Raw genomic sequence first — 15341 nt, 5'->3', positions numbered from 1 at the left:
CGTCGTCCTTCCTTTATTCTTGCTCTTGTGTTTTCGGCGTGACGCTCGTTATGGCCTATCCATAACGATTCGGATACCCTGTATTCGCATAGCCCCCTTGCATTCTATGCATATCTTTCTGCGGGTGCAGCACAGTATCTGGTTGTCTTGCCGGTTGCTCATTCCCCAGATATAGGGGGCATCAATCTTTCATCAACCTTTTGCCATGGTTTTGCCACATGCCTAAAATTAACGGAAACGAGATTCGCCCCGGAAACGTGCTGGAGCACAATGACGGGCTGTGGGCCGCCGTAAAGGTCGACCACGTCAAACCCGGCAAGGGTGGTGCCTTCGCTCAGGTCGAGCTGCGCAACCTGCGCAACGGCTCGAAACTCAATGAGCGTTTTCGCAGTGCCGACAAGGTCGAACGTGTGCGTCTTGAGCAGAAAGATCAGCAATTTCTGTATGAAAACGATGGGATGCTGGTGTTCATGGACTCCGACACCTACGAGCAGATCGAACTGTCAGCCGAGATCCTGGGCGAACGTCGCCCGTTCCTGCAGGACGGTATGACCATTCAGGTCGAGTTCTACGAGGACGAAGCGCTGAGCGCGTCACTGCCTCAGAAGGTCGTGTGCAAGATTGTCGAAACCGAGCCGGTCGTCAAAGGTCAGACCGCCGCCAACTCGTTCAAGCCTGCGGTTCTCGACAACGGGATCAAGGTCATGGTGCCTCCCTTCGTTGGGCAGGATGAGGCCATCGTGGTCAACACCGAAACCATGGAATACGCCGAGCGCGCCTGACGCGACGTTATCCTGCTGCACCGGTCCAAAAGACGCTTGCCGCTCCGGCCTGCATTGACCCTTGGGCGCGATCATAGCGCAGATAAGCGATGGCGGTATCGCCAGACCGGCTGAGCAAAGTGCCAGCCGGTTTCCCGTCTGCCACGATGTCCGTGCCCGGGGTCGCGTCTCCCTTGACCTCGACCTGCGCCAATCCTTTGCGCAGCGTGGTCTTGTGCTTCATCCGCGCGGTGACCTCTTGACCGACATAACACCCCTTGCGGAAATCCACGCCATTCACGGCCTCAAACCGCGCCTCGAGGATGAAAGTGTCAGGTGTCAATTCCACCCCCGTTTGCGGGATCAGATGCGTGACGCGCAACGCCGTCCAGTCGGTGTCATCGGACACGGGCGCATGATCGCGATAGGCGCGCCAGCCCATCGCCGCGTGCCGCGGGTCCGCAAAGCCATCGGCAGGGGCTTCCCCAAGCCCGCGATGCAGGTGCAAGCCGCTGTCTTCAATGGTCACGTCCGCGCGCAGTTTGTACATGCCCAACCGGGTCCGCAGCGCCTCGGCCTGCGCCGCGTCCGCATCTAGCAGGACACCGTCCCCATCCGCTGCCAGAAAGAAGTCCGCCAAATATTTGCCCTGCGGCGTCAGCAGCGCGGCATAGACAAGCCCGGTATCAATACCAGCCACATCATTGGTCACCAGCCCTTGCAGGAAATCGCGCGTATCCGCCCCCGACAGGCGAAAGATATGGCGATCGGAGTTGGGGGCAGACATGGGGGCATTCCTTTTCATGGGCTTCGTTTTCATATAGCAGCGGCCTGCATCTGCAAAAAGGGGGCAGGCCGTGCCCGCGCCAATCTCTGTCATCATTCCAACGCTGAACGCCGGGCAGATGCTGCCTGCGTGCCTGCATGCGTTGATGGAGGGGGTCGAGGCCGGATTGATTGCGGAGCTGATTGTGAGCGACGGCGGGTCAAGCGACGAGACATGCGCCTTGGCGGATGCGTGGGGGGCGAGTGTGATCACCGGACCTGCCTCGCGCGGGGGGCAGCTGCAGCGCGGTTGCGGCGCGGCCAAGGGCGACTGGCTGTTGGTGATCCACGCGGACACGGTGCTGGCACCGGGCTGGACCGCGGCTGTCGCCGCCCATCTCGGAGCTGCCACAGCGGGATATTTCAAGCTGCGCTTTGATCGGGGCGGGCGTTTTGTGGCTGCGTGGGCGAACTTGCGTGCGCGGGTCTTTCAACTGCCGTACGGCGATCAGGGCTTGCTGATCCGGCGCACGCTTTATGCGCATGTGGGCGGATATCCCGATATCGCGCTGATGGAGGATGTCGCCCTGGTCCGTCACCTCAAGGGTCAGTTGGTCGCGTTGAACGGCGTGGCCGTCACCAGTGCGGCAAAGTACCGCCAGCAGGGGTGGGTGCGGCGCGGCGCGCGCAACTTGTGGACCCTCGCGCGCTATTTTGCAGGTACGGATGTCGAGGTCTTGGCGCGCGCCTATCGCCGATAGGACAGCGCGACCGCCGGGCGCGGACCCGCAATCAAAGACCCACGATTGACGCCGCCCCGGACCGCGTTAGTGTCCGCCCCGTACCCCACCATCCACCGACATTCGGAGAGCGCGATGTCCACCTCCCCAATTGCCCGGCACGGGCGCGACTACCTCGCCATTCCCGGCCCCTCCGTGATGCCGGATGCGGTGCTGCGCGCCATGCATCGGGCCGCGCCGAACATCTATGCCGGTGAGCTGGTCGAGATCGCGGCGAGCCTGGTGCCGGACCTGAAAAAGGTGGCCCGCACCGATGGCCATGTGGCCATGTATATCGGCAACGGCCACGCCGCGTGGGAGGCCGCATTGGCCAACACCATTGCGCCCGGCGACACGGTTCTGGTGCCCGCAACAGGGCGCTTTGGGCACGGGTGGGCGGACATGGCCGAGGGGCTGGGCGCCGAGGTCGAGATCATGGATTTCGGCAAGCGTGCGCCCATGGATATCGACCGCATAGCCGAAACGCTGCGCGCGGACACTGCCCACAGGATCAAGGCCGTGCTCGCCGTGCATGTGGACACCTCGACCTCGGTGCGCAACGACATCGCCGCCGTGCGCGCGGTGCTGGATGCCACAGATCACCCCGCCCTGCTGATGGCCGACTGCATTGCCTCGCTTGGCTGCGACCGGTTCGAGATGGACGCATGGGGCGTCGACGTGATGGTGGCTGGCTGTCAAAAGGGGCTGATGGTGCCACCGGGTATGGCGTTCGTGTTCTTCAACGACAAGGCGGCGGCCGTGCGGGCCCAGATGCCCCGCGTGAGCCGCTATTGGGACTGGACCCCGCGCGCCAATCCCGAAGAGTTCTTCATGTACTGGAACGGGACCGCGCCGACGCACCACCTGTATGGGCTGCGCACCGCCCTTGATATGCTGCACGCCGAAGGGATCGAACAGGTCTGGGCGCGTCACACGGTACTTGCGCGCAGCATCTGGGCGGCATGCGAGGCATGGGGGCAGGGCGGCCCGCTGGAGCTCAATGTGAGAGATGCCGCAAACCGCAGCACGGCGGTGACGTCGCTGCGCATCGGGGCACCGCACGGGACGGCCCTGCGTGACTGGGTCGAACAGAACCTCGGGCTGACACTGGGGATCGGCCTTGGCATGGCACCCCCCTCTGATCCCGACTGGCACGGATTTTTCCGGCTGGGGCATATGGGCCACGTGAACGGGCACATGATCATGGGGCTGTTGGGTGGTATTCAGGCCGGCCTCGGCGCGCTGGATATCCCCCACGGTCCCGGTGCGCTTGATGCGGCGGCGGGCGTGATTTCGGCGGGCTAGGGCCGTCTCAGACCTGCTTGCCGCGCCGGATCGAGGCGGCGTGGCGCTCCGCCGCCCATACATGCAGGCGTGACATCAGGTGGTTCAGCCCAAGGGCCAGCAGACCCGCAGCGATCAGGCCCCAGATGGCCCAGATCATCACCAGAATCCACGTGATATTGACCCCGAACATCACGATGCAGGCATTGGTGTAATTGGGCGCGCGGCCTCTTTGATCGTCGTTCATGGCACCCTCGAAAGCCAACTTGAGCGCAGTCAGCCTAGCGTGGGTCCGGCCTTGCGTCAGCCCCCGTTTGCATCACGAAGGGCTGAGGGAAGCGCGGCGGCGAAGGCGGCCATTTCGCGCGGACCGCCACAACTGACCCGGATGCAGCGGTTTTGTGGGGCCGCGAAGGGCATACGCACAAAGATACCGCGCGCGATCAGCCCATCCAGCACGGCCTTGGCGAACGCGCCGTCCTTGCCGCAATCGATGGCGACGAAATTGGTGGCCGAGGGCACGGTGGTCAGCCCCGACTGCGCAGCGATTTCGGTGATTTGGGCGCGCGAAGCGGTGATCTTTGCCAGCACGTCCTCCACATGGGCCTGATCGGCAAGCGCGGCCAAGGCCCCCGCCTGCGCACTGCGATTCATCCCGAAATGGTTGCGCACCTTGTTGAAAGCATCGATCAGAGGGGCGGCCCCGATGGCGTAGCCCACCCGCGCGCCCGCCATGCCATAGACCTTGGAAAAGGTGCGCATCCGGATCACGCTCGGATCATCGGGGGCGATCTCGGGGGCAGTGCCGTCGGGTGCGCAATCCACATAGGCTTCATCCAGCACCAGGATCGTGCCCTCGGGCAGCGCATCCAGTGCGGCATGCAAGGTGGCCCCGTCATGCCACGTGCCCATCGGATTGTCGGGGTTGGCAAGATAGACCAGCTTGGCGTTCACCTCCGCCGCCTTGGCAAAGAGGGCGGCAGGGTCTTCGTGATCGTCCCGGTAAGGCACCTTGTGCAGCACACCGCCATAGCCGGCCACGTGGTAGTTGAAGGTTGGATAGGCCCCGTCAGATGTGACCACAGGATCGCCCTCGGACACAAACAGGCGCACCAGATAGCCGAGCAATCCGTCAATGCCTTCGCCGATCATGATATGGGCCGCATCAATCCCGTGACGGGCCGCCAAGGCCGAGCGCAAATCGTGGTTCTCGGGATCTCCGTATTGCCACTGCGCGGTTGCGGCCATTGCGGCCAGCGCCTTGGGCGAGGGGCCAAAGGTGCTCTCATTCGCGCCAAGGCGGGCGTCGAACGCAGCACCCCGGGCACGTTCCTGCGTTTCAGGGCCCACAAAGGGTACGGTCGAGGGCAGCGAGGCGGCAAGCGGGGTCAGGCGAAGATCTGTCATCGCTCAGGGGTAACGCGGCCCGCGCACAGGGGCAAGGATTTGGGGTTTCGCTTGTCAGTGCCTATATTGAGAATCGTTCGCAACTGGAGGAGTGCCACCATGGCTCAACTGACACGACGGGGATTTCTGGCAACCGCTGCGGCAGCAGGGGCGGCGCGGGCGCTGCCGATGGCGGTCACGCGGGCCTCTGGCGGGCGGCGCATTCTCACGCTGGTCTATGACAAGGGGCTCGGGATGATGCGCGCGGTTGAACGCATCGTGCCCTGACGTTTCACTGGCGCGGGGCTGCGCGATGCGCTTGGATGGGCCAAACCCGCAAGGAGCGCCCCATGTCCGACACCCCCCGCGTCACCGTCTCATGTGACAATCACATCGCCCATGTGCGGCTGACCCGGCCTGACAAGATGAACGCGGTGGATCAGGCCATGATCGACGCGGTGATCGCGGCAGGGCTCGAGGTGGCGGCCTCGGACGCGCGGGTCTGTGTGATCTCGGGTGAGGGCAAAGGGTTCTGCGCCGGGATCGACATTGGCGGGCTCAGCACGATGCTGGGGCAGGACCCGAATGACCTGCTTATGCCGCGCACCCACGGGGAGGGCACAACAAACCAGTGGCAAGAGGTGGCTATGGTCTGGACCCGCGTGCCTGTACCGGTGATCGCGGCGATCCACGGGGTCTGTTACGGGGCTGGGCTGCAACTGGCCCTCGGGGCAGACATTCGGATCGCGGCACCTGATGCGAAACTGGCGGTGATGGAGATGAAATGGGGCATCGTGCCCGACATGGGCGGCATGGTGTTGCTGCCCCGGCTTGTCCGCTCGGACGTGTTGCGCAAACTGACCTATACCGGCACGCCCATCAGCGCCGCGCAGGCAGAGGCGTGGGGGCTGGTGACGGAATGTGCCGATGATCCGCTGGTGGCCGCAATGGAACTCGCCGAAAGCCTGACGCTGAAATCCCCGTCCGCTTTGCGCGCGACCAAGGCGCTGATTGGCGTGGCCGAAACCGAAGGCGCACCGGCGGTGTTGCTGGAGGAAAGCCGGGCGCAGGCCGACCTGATGGGCAAGCCGCACCAGATGGAAGTGGTTGCAGCAACCCTGCAAAAGCGGGCTCCGAAATTTAACTGATAGTTACTTTGATATCACGGACTTGCCGTTCATATCCAAAGTGGCACATCATCCAATGTCAGCGACCGCCACCAGGCCCAGTTTGCGCGCCGCGGCGATGGACAACGTGCTGCTTTGCAACCCTTCGTCGCGCTGATAGCGGCCAATGGCTGCTGTCGTGCGCCCGTCAATCTCACCACTGATGGGGCCCTTATAGTACCCGCGCGCCGCGAGGGCGCGCTGCACCGAGGCGATGAAGTCCGGCGTGATGTCGTCAGCGCACAGGATCTCATACCAGCTTTCGCGGCGGGGTTGGACAACGACCTGCTGTTCTTCGGATTTGTAGATCGGCGGGGCCTGCACGCGCCCGTCGCTGCTGATCTGGGCAGGCTGCAACAGGATGGTGCGGGTCTCGGTCTCGACGATGGCGGGCGTGACGGTCTTGCCCCAGCAGGTGCCGGGGGCCGCACCGGGCGGAGCCGTGGCCAGCGAAATGGGATCAATATTGGCCGCTGAAGAGACGGTCGCGTTCTCAGCGCAGCCCATCAGGGCGATGCTGGCACCAACGGCGCATAGCAGGGGAGGCAATCGCATAAATGTGGTCTCTGCTCGGGTCTGTGACGGGCCTCTGATCGGGCCGTTTGGGCGATCATATCGGGCAGAGCGTCGTCTGCATAGCCCTGGGCGCACAGCACGGTCAGGCACACGAAAAGATACGTCATGTCGCGCCGTCCCGACAGCGATGTCGCAAAAGGGGCTGGCGGGGCCAATTCGGGGCGGGTAGAACCACCCGGAAACGAACATTCAAAGGGGCATTTCAATGGCCAAGATCACCTATATCGAACATGGCGGCACTGAACATGTCGTGGACGTGGCCAACGGGCTTACGGTCATGGAAGGCGCGCGCGACAACAACATTCCGGGCATCGAGGCCGATTGCGGCGGGGCCTGCGCCTGTTCGACATGCCATGTCTATGTCCATCCTGACTGGGTCGAAAAACTGCCCGGCAAGGACGACATGGAAACCGATATGCTCGATTTCGCCTATGAGCCGGATGAGACCCGCTCGCGGCTGACCTGCCAGATCAAGGTAACGGACGCGCTCGACGGCCTCGTCGTGCAAATGCCTGAAAAGCAGATCTGATGCTGCACAGGGTGCCGCGTCGTGTCTCGCGCGCCCGTCGCGCAGTGCGCGCCGCTGCATATGTGTGGCTCGCTGGCGTCGGTGCGGGTCACGCCCAAGAGATCGCGGGGGCCCGTTTTACGGACCCGACCGAGCGTTATGGCCACGCGATCCTGGGCGACGCGATCGAATGGGGCGGGCTGGAAATCACGCTTGGGGATGGCACAACTCGCCAGTTCACCCTGCCGCAAGATCACGTGTTCGAAGATGTGGCTCCACGTCTTGCCGATCTTGACGGGGATGGTCGCCCCGAAGTGATGGTGGTCGAAACCGATGTGACCAAAGGCGGCGCATTCGCAATCTACGGACCCACGGGCAAAATCACCGAAACCCCTCATATCGGCACCCGCAACCGCTGGCTTGCCCCGCTTGGCGCGGCTGATATCGACGGGGACGGGATCACCGAGATCGCCTATATCGACCGCCCCCACCTGGCCAAGGTGCTGCGCATCTGGCGGTATGAGAACGGCACCCTGACCCAAGGTGCGGACCTTGCGGGATTCACGAACCACAGAATTGGTGAGGCAGACATCGCAGGGGGCATCCGAACCTGCAATGGCACTCCGGAAATGATCCTCGCCACGGCCAATTGGCGCACGCTGGTTGCGCTGCGTTGGACGGGCAGCACCTTTCTGCAAGCCGATCTGGGCAGTGACACCTCGCGCCCCGCCTTCAACCGGGCGATGACCTGCGCCAACTAAGCCCTTCTTTTGACCCAAAATACCGCTGGGAGTCCGCAAGGACGGGGCAGAGCCCCTAAAACATAGCGTCGCGCCAGCGGCCTTTGGATCACTTGAGCGCGCGCCAGCCGATATCGCGACGGCAAAACCCGCCGGGAAAATCAATGGCATCGACCATCGCATAGGCGCGCTCTGCCGCCTGGGCCAAAGTCTCACCCCGCGCGGTAACGTTCAACACGCGGCCCCCCGATGCGGTCACAGCCCCATCTTTCAATGCTGTGCCTGCGTGAAACACCATTTCCTGGCTGGTCTCGGGCATGCGATCAAGCCCGCCGATCACGGCCCCCTTATCATAATCCGCAGGATAGCCATCCGCCGCCATCACAACGCAAAGCGCGTGATCATCGGCCCAGTTGACTTGCGCCGTCTCAAGACGCCCCTCAGCGGCGGCATGCATCACATCCAGCGCCTGCGCCCCGAGGCGCATCATTAGCACCTGACATTCGGGATCGCCGAACCGGACGTTGTATTCGACCAGCCGGGGCGCGCCGTCCTCGATCATCAACCCTACGTAAAGTACCCCCTGATAGGGCATGCCGCGCTTGGCCATTTCGGCCATGGTGGGACGGACGATTTCGGACAAGGCGCGCTCGGCGATGGCATCGGTCAAGACAGGTGCCGGGGAATAGGCCCCCATCCCGCCCGTGTTGGGACCGGTGTCGCCGTCGCCCACGCGCTTGTGGTCCTGCGCGGTGCCGATAGGCACCACGTGTTCCCCGTCGCACAACACAAAGAACGAGGCTTCCTCGCCGGTCATGAACTCTTCGATCACCACCTCGGCACCGGCTCCGCCAAAGGCGCCGCCGAACATGTCGTCAATCGCGCCATGGGCCTCGGCCACGGTCTCGGCGATAATGACGCCTTTTCCAGCGGCCAGACCATCGGCCTTGACCACAATCGGGGCACCCATCTTGCTGACATAGGCGCGGGCGGCATCCGCATCCGTGAAATGGCCATAGGCCGCGGTGGGCGCACCCGCAGCATCACAAATCTGCTTGGTAAAAGCCTTTGACGCCTCAAGCTGCGCGGCGGCCTTTGAGGGACCAAAGACCAGCACACCCGCATCGCGCAACCGATCCGCAACCCCTGCGGCCAAGGGGGCCTCGGGGCCGACAATCACGAAATCGATGGCCTCTTCTTCGACAAACTCGGCGACAGCGCCGCCGTCGCTGATGTCCAGATCAGCGCAATCGGCGATGGCATGAATGCCCGCATTGCCGGGGGCGACCACAAGGCGATCACATTTGGGGTTCTGCAACACGGCCCAAGCCAGGGCATGCTCACGTCCACCGCTCCCCAGGATCAGGATATTCATTGCGCACGCCTCCTTGGCCTTTGTTGGTGCGCGTTCTAAGCTGGGTTGCACCGCTTCACAAGGACATCGGCCATGGACCTGCTCGACGATCCCATCCCGGGTTCAAACACGCCCGAATTTTCGGTCTCCGAGATCGCGGGAAAGGTCAAAAAGCTGATCGAGGGCGAATTGGGCTGGGTGCGGATCAAGGGCGAAGTGGGCCGGGTCGTGCTGGCCCGCTCGGGTCACCTTTATTTCGACCTCAAGGATGACCGCAACGTGCTGTCGTGCATGACGTGGAAAGGGCAGGTGGGCGATCTGGGCACCATGCCGGAAGAGGGGATGGAGGTGGTCGCCGAAGGGCGCATGACCGCGTCGGGGTTCCAGTCCAAATTCTCGCTGAATGCGCAGCGGATTGCCATTGCGGGCGAAGGGGCGCTGATGGCGCTTCTCGAAAAACGCAAGAAGGCGCTGGCCGCCGAAGGGCTGTTTGATGAGGGGCGCAAGCAACCCTTGCCCTATCTGCCGGACGTGATCGGGGTCGTGACCTCGCTGCAGGGGGCGGTGATCCGCGATATCCTGCACCGTCTGCGCGACCGCTTTCCGCGCAAGGTGCTGATCTGGCCTGTGGCAGTCCAAGGGGCGGCCTGCGCCCCCGAGGTGGCGCGCGCCATTGCAGGGTTCAACGCGCTGACACCGGGTCGCTCGATGCCGCGCCCGGATCTTTTGATCGTCGCGCGCGGGGGCGGGTCGGTCGAAGACCTATGGGGGTTCAACGAAGAGGTGGTCGCGCGCGCCGCCGCCGCCTCGGACATTCCCTTGATCTCGGCCGTCGGGCACGAGACGGACACGACGCTGATCGATTTTGTGTCGGATCGGCGCGCGCCCACGCCCACGGCAGCGGCTGAAATGGCCGTGCCTGTGCGGCTTGAGCTTGCGGCATGGCTCGACGGGGTCGGCGCACGGATGTCCGGCGCGCTCAGCACCGGTTTGCAGCGCCGCGACCAGCGGCTGCGCGATATCGCGCGCGCCTTGCCACGGGTGGATGCGCTGCTGGACGGGCCACGCCAAAGGCTGGACCGGGCGGGCGACAAACTTGGCCCTGCGTTGATTGCCGGGGTCCAACGGCGGCGGGTAAAGCTGGCGGACACGGCAGGGGCGCTGCGCCCGTCCGGATTGCGGCGCACGCTTGAGACCGAACAGCGTCGGATTGAAGATCGCAGCGCCCGTCTGGCCCCGGCTTTGCAACGCGCCATTGATGCCAAAAGGAGCGCTCTGGCGGATCGTATTGCGCGGATGCGCCCGGATGCGTTGGTGCAGGATCAGGCGCGCAAGGCCCAGGCCCTCGCGCAACTCAGCGCGCGGTTGTCCGCTGCGGGGGCGCGACAGACCCAGACCTGGCGCACGCGCATCGAAACGCTGGACCGGTTGCGCGAAACGCTCAGCTACAAGGCGACGCTGGCGCGTGGCTATGCGGTTGTGCGCAGCGGTGGTGAGATCGTGACCACGAAGGTGGCTGCGGAAGCGGCCAGCGGGCTCGAGATCGAATTTGCAGATGGGCGGATGAAGTTGGGGGGAGGCGCGGCGCGCAAGACCAAAGCCGAACCGCCGGAACAAGGCTCATTATTTTGAAAGAGGGCGGACGACACGTCCGCCTTACACGGGCCATCGGCGCGTAAGGCGGAGGTGCCCTCCGCCCCGCACCGACACAATCACACGCCGATTTTTGGGCCCAGACAGACCAGTTCCTCACCCACATCCTGCGCTTCGTAGAGCGCAGTGCTGGCAGGGTCATTTTCAAAGGTCGCGATCAGCCCGCCGGGGGAGCGTTCAAAGGTCCAGCATTGCGGATCACTGCGATCCTCGTAAACGAAACAGATATTTGGCCCTTCGTCGTACCAGTATCCGTCCTTGCATTCCCCATCGAGGAACGACCATGTGACACGCCGGTTGTCCCGGTAGATCTCTGCGCCGTAGGCCGCTCCGTCCCGGCCATAAAACAGCGTCTTTCCGGTGACATAGGCTTCGAATTCGGCGGCTGTCATCGGCTCGGCGGCGGCGGATGTGCACAGGCACACGAAACTCAGGGCAAGGGCGCGGTGTATCATTTGATCAATGTGCCAGAGTGCTGGGGGCGACACCAGCAACGACCCGCGCGGCAGGCATCACTTCGCCGTCAGAGTGCGGCGCTGACCACGCATCAACCCGTCGATCCATCACTCGTCGCCACAGCGGTGGCACCAGCGCAACGACCGCCATCACGGGCAGTGAATGTGGCAGCACAGGCATCGTGCTCGGGTCCAGATCAAGCTGGGGAAAGGCGCGTGTCGGGCGCGTGTGATGGGCCGAGTGGCGCGGCGCGTTCAGCATCATTGCCGACGAATACCAATGGGGCGCATTCCACGAATGGGCCGGGCCCATGGGCGCGTGCTTGCCCGAGGGCAGAACCGCCCGCCGCAACCCGTAATGCTGTACATAGTCGGACAACATCAATTGGGTCTGCGCATAAAGCGCAATGGCGATCAGGCCTGCAATTCCCGCCCCACCGCCAAGCGCATAGGCGATGGCCAACGTCACGCAAGCCCCAACAGCATACACCACATAAGGTGCAGGAAACCTCACGCCGCCATGCCGTTGGCGTTCGGCCCGCAGGCCTGCGCGAAAACTGCCCGCCCATGTGCGCGGCAGATAGGCCCAGAAGCCGCGCCCTTTGGGGGCGGATGCCGGATCGCGGGGTGTGGCGACATGGACGTGATGCACGAGACGGTGCGCGCTGGTGTGATGGCCAAACAGCACCGAAATGTAATTTGCAGCCCCCAAGCGAAACGCCCACCGATCCGCGCGGTGGATCAGCTCATGTGCGTTCGAGTTGGAAATCTGCCCGAAATAGAGGCCACAGCCGACGACGATCAGCACTTTGTCCATGGTCGGCAGCGGCCCGCCCATCGCCCAAACCGCCAGACCAAGCAGGATGAAATGGACAATCCCCAGGACTTCCGACAGGCGGTGCCCGGTGCGCGCGCTTGGGACCTCGGCGCGGCCCATCTTGTCCAGAAAGAACACCACGACAGTGATTGTCAAAATGCCCAGGATTGCCCAAACGCCGCCAAGGACGCAGGCAAGCCCCAAAAGAAGCGCAGGCAACAGCGTGGCAATCGCAAACGGCATCATGAAACAGAATCACTCCATCTTCGGCGCGCAATCCTTATCACACACCGTTTGACGCCACCTTACCCTGACCACTGGGGCGGCGATGGGGCCAATTGGCGGCACGGTGATGTTTATCGGCGCGGTATTTGCACACTGACCGGTCGCTTTTGGGCTGATCCGCGCGGATTGGCGCTGATAGTCTCGCCCCGAACGCGCCAGCGGCGCAGCATCGGGCAGGGAGTGTGCGCAATGGCGCTGGATCACGGCAAGCAGGGCAAGGGCGTCTGGAAATCCGGCAAAGGCAAAGGCCGGGTGCGCCCGAAGGGCCGCGCGCTTGAGGATCGGGCATGGGACGAGGTCCGTGCGCTGCTTGGCGACCAGCCCCGGCGCGCTGACCTGCTGATCGAGTTTCTGCATCTGATCCAGGATCATTATGGCCATCTGTCGGCGGCCCATCTGCGCGCGCTTGCCGAAGAGATGCGGATGAGCATGGCCGAAGTCTATGAAGTGGCGACGTTTTATGCCCATTTCGATGTGGTCAAGGAAGGCGAGGTGCCGCCCCCTGCGCTGACCATCCGGGTGTGTGATTCCCTGAGCTGTGAACTGGCCGGTGCGCAGGCGCTGAAAGCCGCGCTTGAGGATGGGTTGGACGCCTCCGAGGTTCGCGTTTTGCGCGCCCCCTGCATGGGCCGCTGCGATACCGCCCCCGTGCTCGAACTGGGCCACCACCACATCGATCACGCGACCCCCGAGAAGGTGCAGGCGGCCATCGCCGCTGGTCACACCCACGCCGACATTCCCGACTACGAGACCTTGGACACCTATATGAGGCAGGGCGGTTATGCGACCCTCAAGGACCTGCGCGCCAACGGCGACTGGCAGGACGTGCAGGCCAAAATCAAGGACAGCGGGCTGCGGGGCCTTGGCGGCGCAGGTTTTCCATCCGGCACCAAATGGGGCTTCGTGCGCGGCAATCCCGGCCCCCGCTACCTGGCTGTCAACGGAGACGAGGGCGAGCCGGGCACGTTCAAGGATCGCTACTACCTCGAACGGACGCCACACCTGTTTCTGGAAGGCATGTTGATCGCGGCATGGGCGGTCGAGGCGGACACGGCCTTTATCTATATGCGCGATGAATATCCCGCCGTGCTCAAGATTTTGGCGCATGAAATCAAGGCGCTGGAGGAGGCCGGGATCGTCGCGCCGGGATATATTGACCTGCGCCGCGGCGCGGGTGCCTATATCTGCGGCGAAGAATCCGCGATGATCGAAAGCATCGAAGGCAAGCGCGGCATGCCCCGCCATCGCCCGCCTTACGTGGCGCAGGTCGGCATTTTTGGCCAACCGACGCTGGTGCACAATGTCGAAACCCTGCACTGGATCGCGCGCATCTGCCGCGAGGGGCCCGAGGTGCTGAACAGCACCGAGAAAAACGGGCGCACGGGGCTGCGCAGCTATTCGGTGTCCGGTCGGGTTGCCAAGCCGGGGGTCTACCTGATGTCTGCCGGTTCGACGATCACCGACATCATCGACGCCGCCGGAGGCATGGCAGAGGGCCACGCATTCAAGGCCTACCAACCGGGCGGTCCATCCTCGGGCTTGCTGCCGGCGTCCATGCATGACGTGCCGCTCGATTTCGACACGCTGCAACCCCATGGCACCTTCATCGGCTCGGCGGCTGTCGTCGTCCTGTCTGATCGCGACAAGGCACGCGATGCGGCGCTTAACATGCTGAAATTCTTTGAGGATGAAAGCTGCGGACAATGTACGCCATGCCGGGTGGGCTGCGAAAAGGCGGTCAAGCTGATGCAGGCGGACACCTGGGACCAAGGGCTGCTTGGAGAGCTGTGTACAGCCATGACCGACGCGTCGATCTGCGGGCTGGGGCAGGCCGCCCCGAACCCGATCAAGCTGGTGATGAAACACTTCCCTGAAGAGGTCTAGCGCGGGTTGCGATAGACCCGGCAGATGCAACCCGACCGCGCCAGGGCGCGACACAACTCACTGGCGTCGCCCCTTTTCTGGCGGCTGATGCGCGCCATCACATAGGGGCGTTGCCCGCGAATGCGTGACGGGACCGGGATGTAATCCACAGTTTCCCCCGACACCACCGCACTGCACGCACGGGTCTGACGCTCAAAACTGCTGCGCGCCGCCCGGGTGGATGATCCGTAGCCAAGCTGCACGCCCCATGTCTTCCATGGCGGTGGCGGCGGGCCAAGACGGCTCACCCGCCGATTTGCAGCCATGGCAAGGCAGGCGGGCAAGAATGGCTTGGACCTGTCCAGCCGGAAATCAGCACTCTTGGGGGGATCGTCGCGCCACTGCTGGGCCGTGTGGCCAGTGATGATGCGCACGTAATCAATGGTTTCACGGGCGAGGGGGCCACCGTTCACAAACCCGCCCGCGCGCGCTTCCCCGCCGTTATAGGCCACCGCCGCAAGACCGGGATTGCCATAGCGGCGTTGCAATTCACCAAGGTATTGGGCGGACCGCTCAATCGCTTCGGCCGGGTTGTAGCTGTCGCGCAGGCCGCGCAGGTCCGCCGTTGCGGGCATGAACTGCGCAATGCCCCGCGCACCCGCCGGGCTGAGCGCAAAGGGATCAAATCGGCTTTCCTGCCACAAAAGCCGTGCAAAAAACCCGGGATCCAGCATGTAACGGCGGCTGGCCCCTTGGATGTGCTGGCAGATGTCAAACCGCGCATGCGCAGGGCGAATACAGGCGCGCGGACCGATGGTGCCGGTCGAACACATCGTCCCCGGCTCGCTCGCATTGGCTGGCGCAGGCAGGGCCATCGCCACGACCCAAAGGCAGGCCGCCCAAAATCCGTCCCTTTTCATGTCGCAGCGCCCGTATTAGGTCAGGTGAG

Annotated in this window: 17 protein-coding genes; 9 read left to right on the top strand and 8 right to left on the bottom strand. The window is 63.8% G+C overall.

Features of this window, described 5'->3' with window-relative positions:
• Window positions 1–218: 218 nt before the first annotated feature.
• Window positions 219–782: an elongation factor P gene (gene efp / locus Q0908_RS09605; protein WP_299149092.1), complete on the top strand. Its 564-nt coding sequence runs from the start codon at window positions 219–221 to the stop codon at window positions 780–782.
• Window positions 783–789: 7 nt separating this feature from the next.
• On the opposite strand, the gene Q0908_RS09600 is transcribed toward efp, so the two are convergent.
• Complete coding sequence (locus tag Q0908_RS09600; protein ID WP_299283399.1) at window positions 790–1548, bottom strand: folate-binding protein; 759 nt, start codon at window positions 1546–1548, stop codon at window positions 790–792.
• A 70-nt stretch (window positions 1549–1618) separates the two neighbouring features.
• Between Q0908_RS09600 and Q0908_RS09595 the strand changes: the two genes are divergently transcribed.
• Together Q0908_RS09595 and Q0908_RS09590 are read left to right on the top strand one after the other, a co-directional pair.
• The gene (locus Q0908_RS09595; protein ID WP_299283397.1) at window positions 1619–2287 is read left to right on the top strand and encodes a TIGR04283 family arsenosugar biosynthesis glycosyltransferase; all 669 of its coding nucleotides are present in this window, start codon (window positions 1619–1621) and stop codon (window positions 2285–2287) included.
• A gap of 114 nt (window positions 2288–2401) precedes the next feature.
• Window positions 2402–3610, top strand: coding sequence for an aminotransferase class V-fold PLP-dependent enzyme (locus Q0908_RS09590; RefSeq protein WP_299283396.1), 1209 nt, complete (start codon window positions 2402–2404; stop codon window positions 3608–3610).
• 7 nt (window positions 3611–3617) lie between these two features.
• On the opposite strand, the gene Q0908_RS09585 is transcribed toward Q0908_RS09590, so the two are convergent.
• Together Q0908_RS09585 and Q0908_RS09580 are read right to left on the bottom strand one after the other, a co-directional pair.
• Window positions 3618–3836, bottom strand: coding sequence for a hypothetical protein (locus Q0908_RS09585; RefSeq protein WP_299283395.1), 219 nt, complete (start codon window positions 3834–3836; stop codon window positions 3618–3620).
• Between the two features lie 56 nt (window positions 3837–3892).
• Window positions 3893–4996 carry a pyridoxal phosphate-dependent aminotransferase gene (locus Q0908_RS09580; protein WP_299283394.1) on the bottom strand — a complete coding sequence of 368 codons (1104 nt, stop codon included), beginning with the start codon at window positions 4994–4996 and terminating at the stop codon, window positions 3893–3895.
• Between the two features lie 99 nt (window positions 4997–5095).
• Between Q0908_RS09580 and Q0908_RS09575 the strand changes: the two genes are divergently transcribed.
• Both Q0908_RS09575 and Q0908_RS09570 read left to right on the top strand, forming a co-directional pair.
• Complete coding sequence (locus tag Q0908_RS09575) at window positions 5096–5263, top strand: twin-arginine translocation signal domain-containing protein (protein ID WP_299283393.1); 168 nt, start codon at window positions 5096–5098, stop codon at window positions 5261–5263.
• A 62-nt stretch (window positions 5264–5325) separates the two neighbouring features.
• On the top strand, window positions 5326–6123 hold the full coding sequence (locus Q0908_RS09570) for a crotonase/enoyl-CoA hydratase family protein (RefSeq protein WP_299283391.1): 798 nt from the start codon (window positions 5326–5328) through the stop codon (window positions 6121–6123).
• Window positions 6124–6171: 48 nt separating this feature from the next.
• Here Q0908_RS09570 and Q0908_RS09565 read toward each other — a convergent pair whose 3' ends face one another.
• The gene (locus Q0908_RS09565; RefSeq protein ID WP_299283389.1) at window positions 6172–6696 is read right to left on the bottom strand and encodes a peptidoglycan-binding domain-containing protein; all 525 of its coding nucleotides are present in this window, start codon (window positions 6694–6696) and stop codon (window positions 6172–6174) included.
• Between the two features lie 226 nt (window positions 6697–6922).
• Here Q0908_RS09565 and Q0908_RS09560 point away from each other — a divergent pair, with 226 nt between their 5' ends.
• Together Q0908_RS09560 and Q0908_RS09555 are read left to right on the top strand one after the other, a co-directional pair.
• Window positions 6923–7246: a 2Fe-2S iron-sulfur cluster-binding protein gene (locus Q0908_RS09560; protein WP_299283387.1), complete on the top strand. Its 324-nt coding sequence runs from the start codon at window positions 6923–6925 to the stop codon at window positions 7244–7246.
• Window positions 7246–7986 carry a VCBS repeat-containing protein gene (locus tag Q0908_RS09555; RefSeq protein WP_299283386.1) on the top strand — a complete coding sequence of 247 codons (741 nt, stop codon included), beginning with the start codon at window positions 7246–7248 and terminating at the stop codon, window positions 7984–7986. The genes Q0908_RS09560 and Q0908_RS09555 overlap by 1 nt, the downstream gene beginning before the upstream one ends.
• An 88-nt stretch (window positions 7987–8074) precedes the next feature.
• Here Q0908_RS09555 and purD read toward each other — a convergent pair whose 3' ends face one another.
• Window positions 8075–9340 carry a phosphoribosylamine--glycine ligase gene (gene purD / locus Q0908_RS09550; protein WP_299283385.1) on the bottom strand — a complete coding sequence of 422 codons (1266 nt, stop codon included), beginning with the start codon at window positions 9338–9340 and terminating at the stop codon, window positions 8075–8077.
• Window positions 9341–9412: 72 nt separating this feature from the next.
• On the opposite strand from purD, the gene xseA reads away from it, so the two are divergent.
• On the top strand, window positions 9413–10951 hold the full coding sequence (gene xseA / locus Q0908_RS09545) for an exodeoxyribonuclease VII large subunit (RefSeq protein WP_299283384.1): 1539 nt from the start codon (window positions 9413–9415) through the stop codon (window positions 10949–10951).
• An 80-nt stretch (window positions 10952–11031) separates the two neighbouring features.
• Here the strand turns inward: xseA and Q0908_RS09540 are convergent, their stop codons facing one another.
• Both Q0908_RS09540 and Q0908_RS09535 read right to left on the bottom strand, forming a co-directional pair.
• Window positions 11032–11427: a hypothetical protein gene (locus Q0908_RS09540; protein ID WP_299283383.1), complete on the bottom strand. Its 396-nt coding sequence runs from the start codon at window positions 11425–11427 to the stop codon at window positions 11032–11034.
• 4 nt (window positions 11428–11431) lie between these two features.
• Window positions 11432–12490: an alkane 1-monooxygenase gene (locus Q0908_RS09535; protein WP_299283382.1), complete on the bottom strand. Its 1059-nt coding sequence runs from the start codon at window positions 12488–12490 to the stop codon at window positions 11432–11434.
• Window positions 12491–12718: 228 nt separating this feature from the next.
• Between Q0908_RS09535 and Q0908_RS09530 the strand changes: the two genes are divergently transcribed.
• Entirely contained in the window at window positions 12719–14413 is a 1695-nt protein-coding gene (locus tag Q0908_RS09530; protein WP_299283381.1) for an NAD(P)H-dependent oxidoreductase subunit E, read from the top strand.
• On the opposite strand, the gene Q0908_RS09525 is transcribed toward Q0908_RS09530, so the two are convergent.
• Window positions 14410–15312 (bottom strand): lytic transglycosylase domain-containing protein, encoded by a 903-nt coding sequence (locus Q0908_RS09525; RefSeq protein ID WP_299283380.1) that lies wholly within the window; start codon window positions 15310–15312, stop codon window positions 14410–14412. The two genes, Q0908_RS09530 and Q0908_RS09525, sit on opposite strands and share 4 nt — an antisense overlap.
• Window positions 15313–15341 lie beyond the last annotated feature (29 nt).

Origin of the sequence: uncultured Tateyamaria sp. (genome assembly GCF_947494755.1) — a bacterium.
Taxonomy (GTDB): domain Bacteria; phylum Pseudomonadota; class Alphaproteobacteria; order Rhodobacterales; family Rhodobacteraceae; genus Tateyamaria.
The sequence above is the reverse complement of the archived record's forward strand: the minus strand, read 5'-3'. Positions and strand labels throughout refer to the sequence as shown.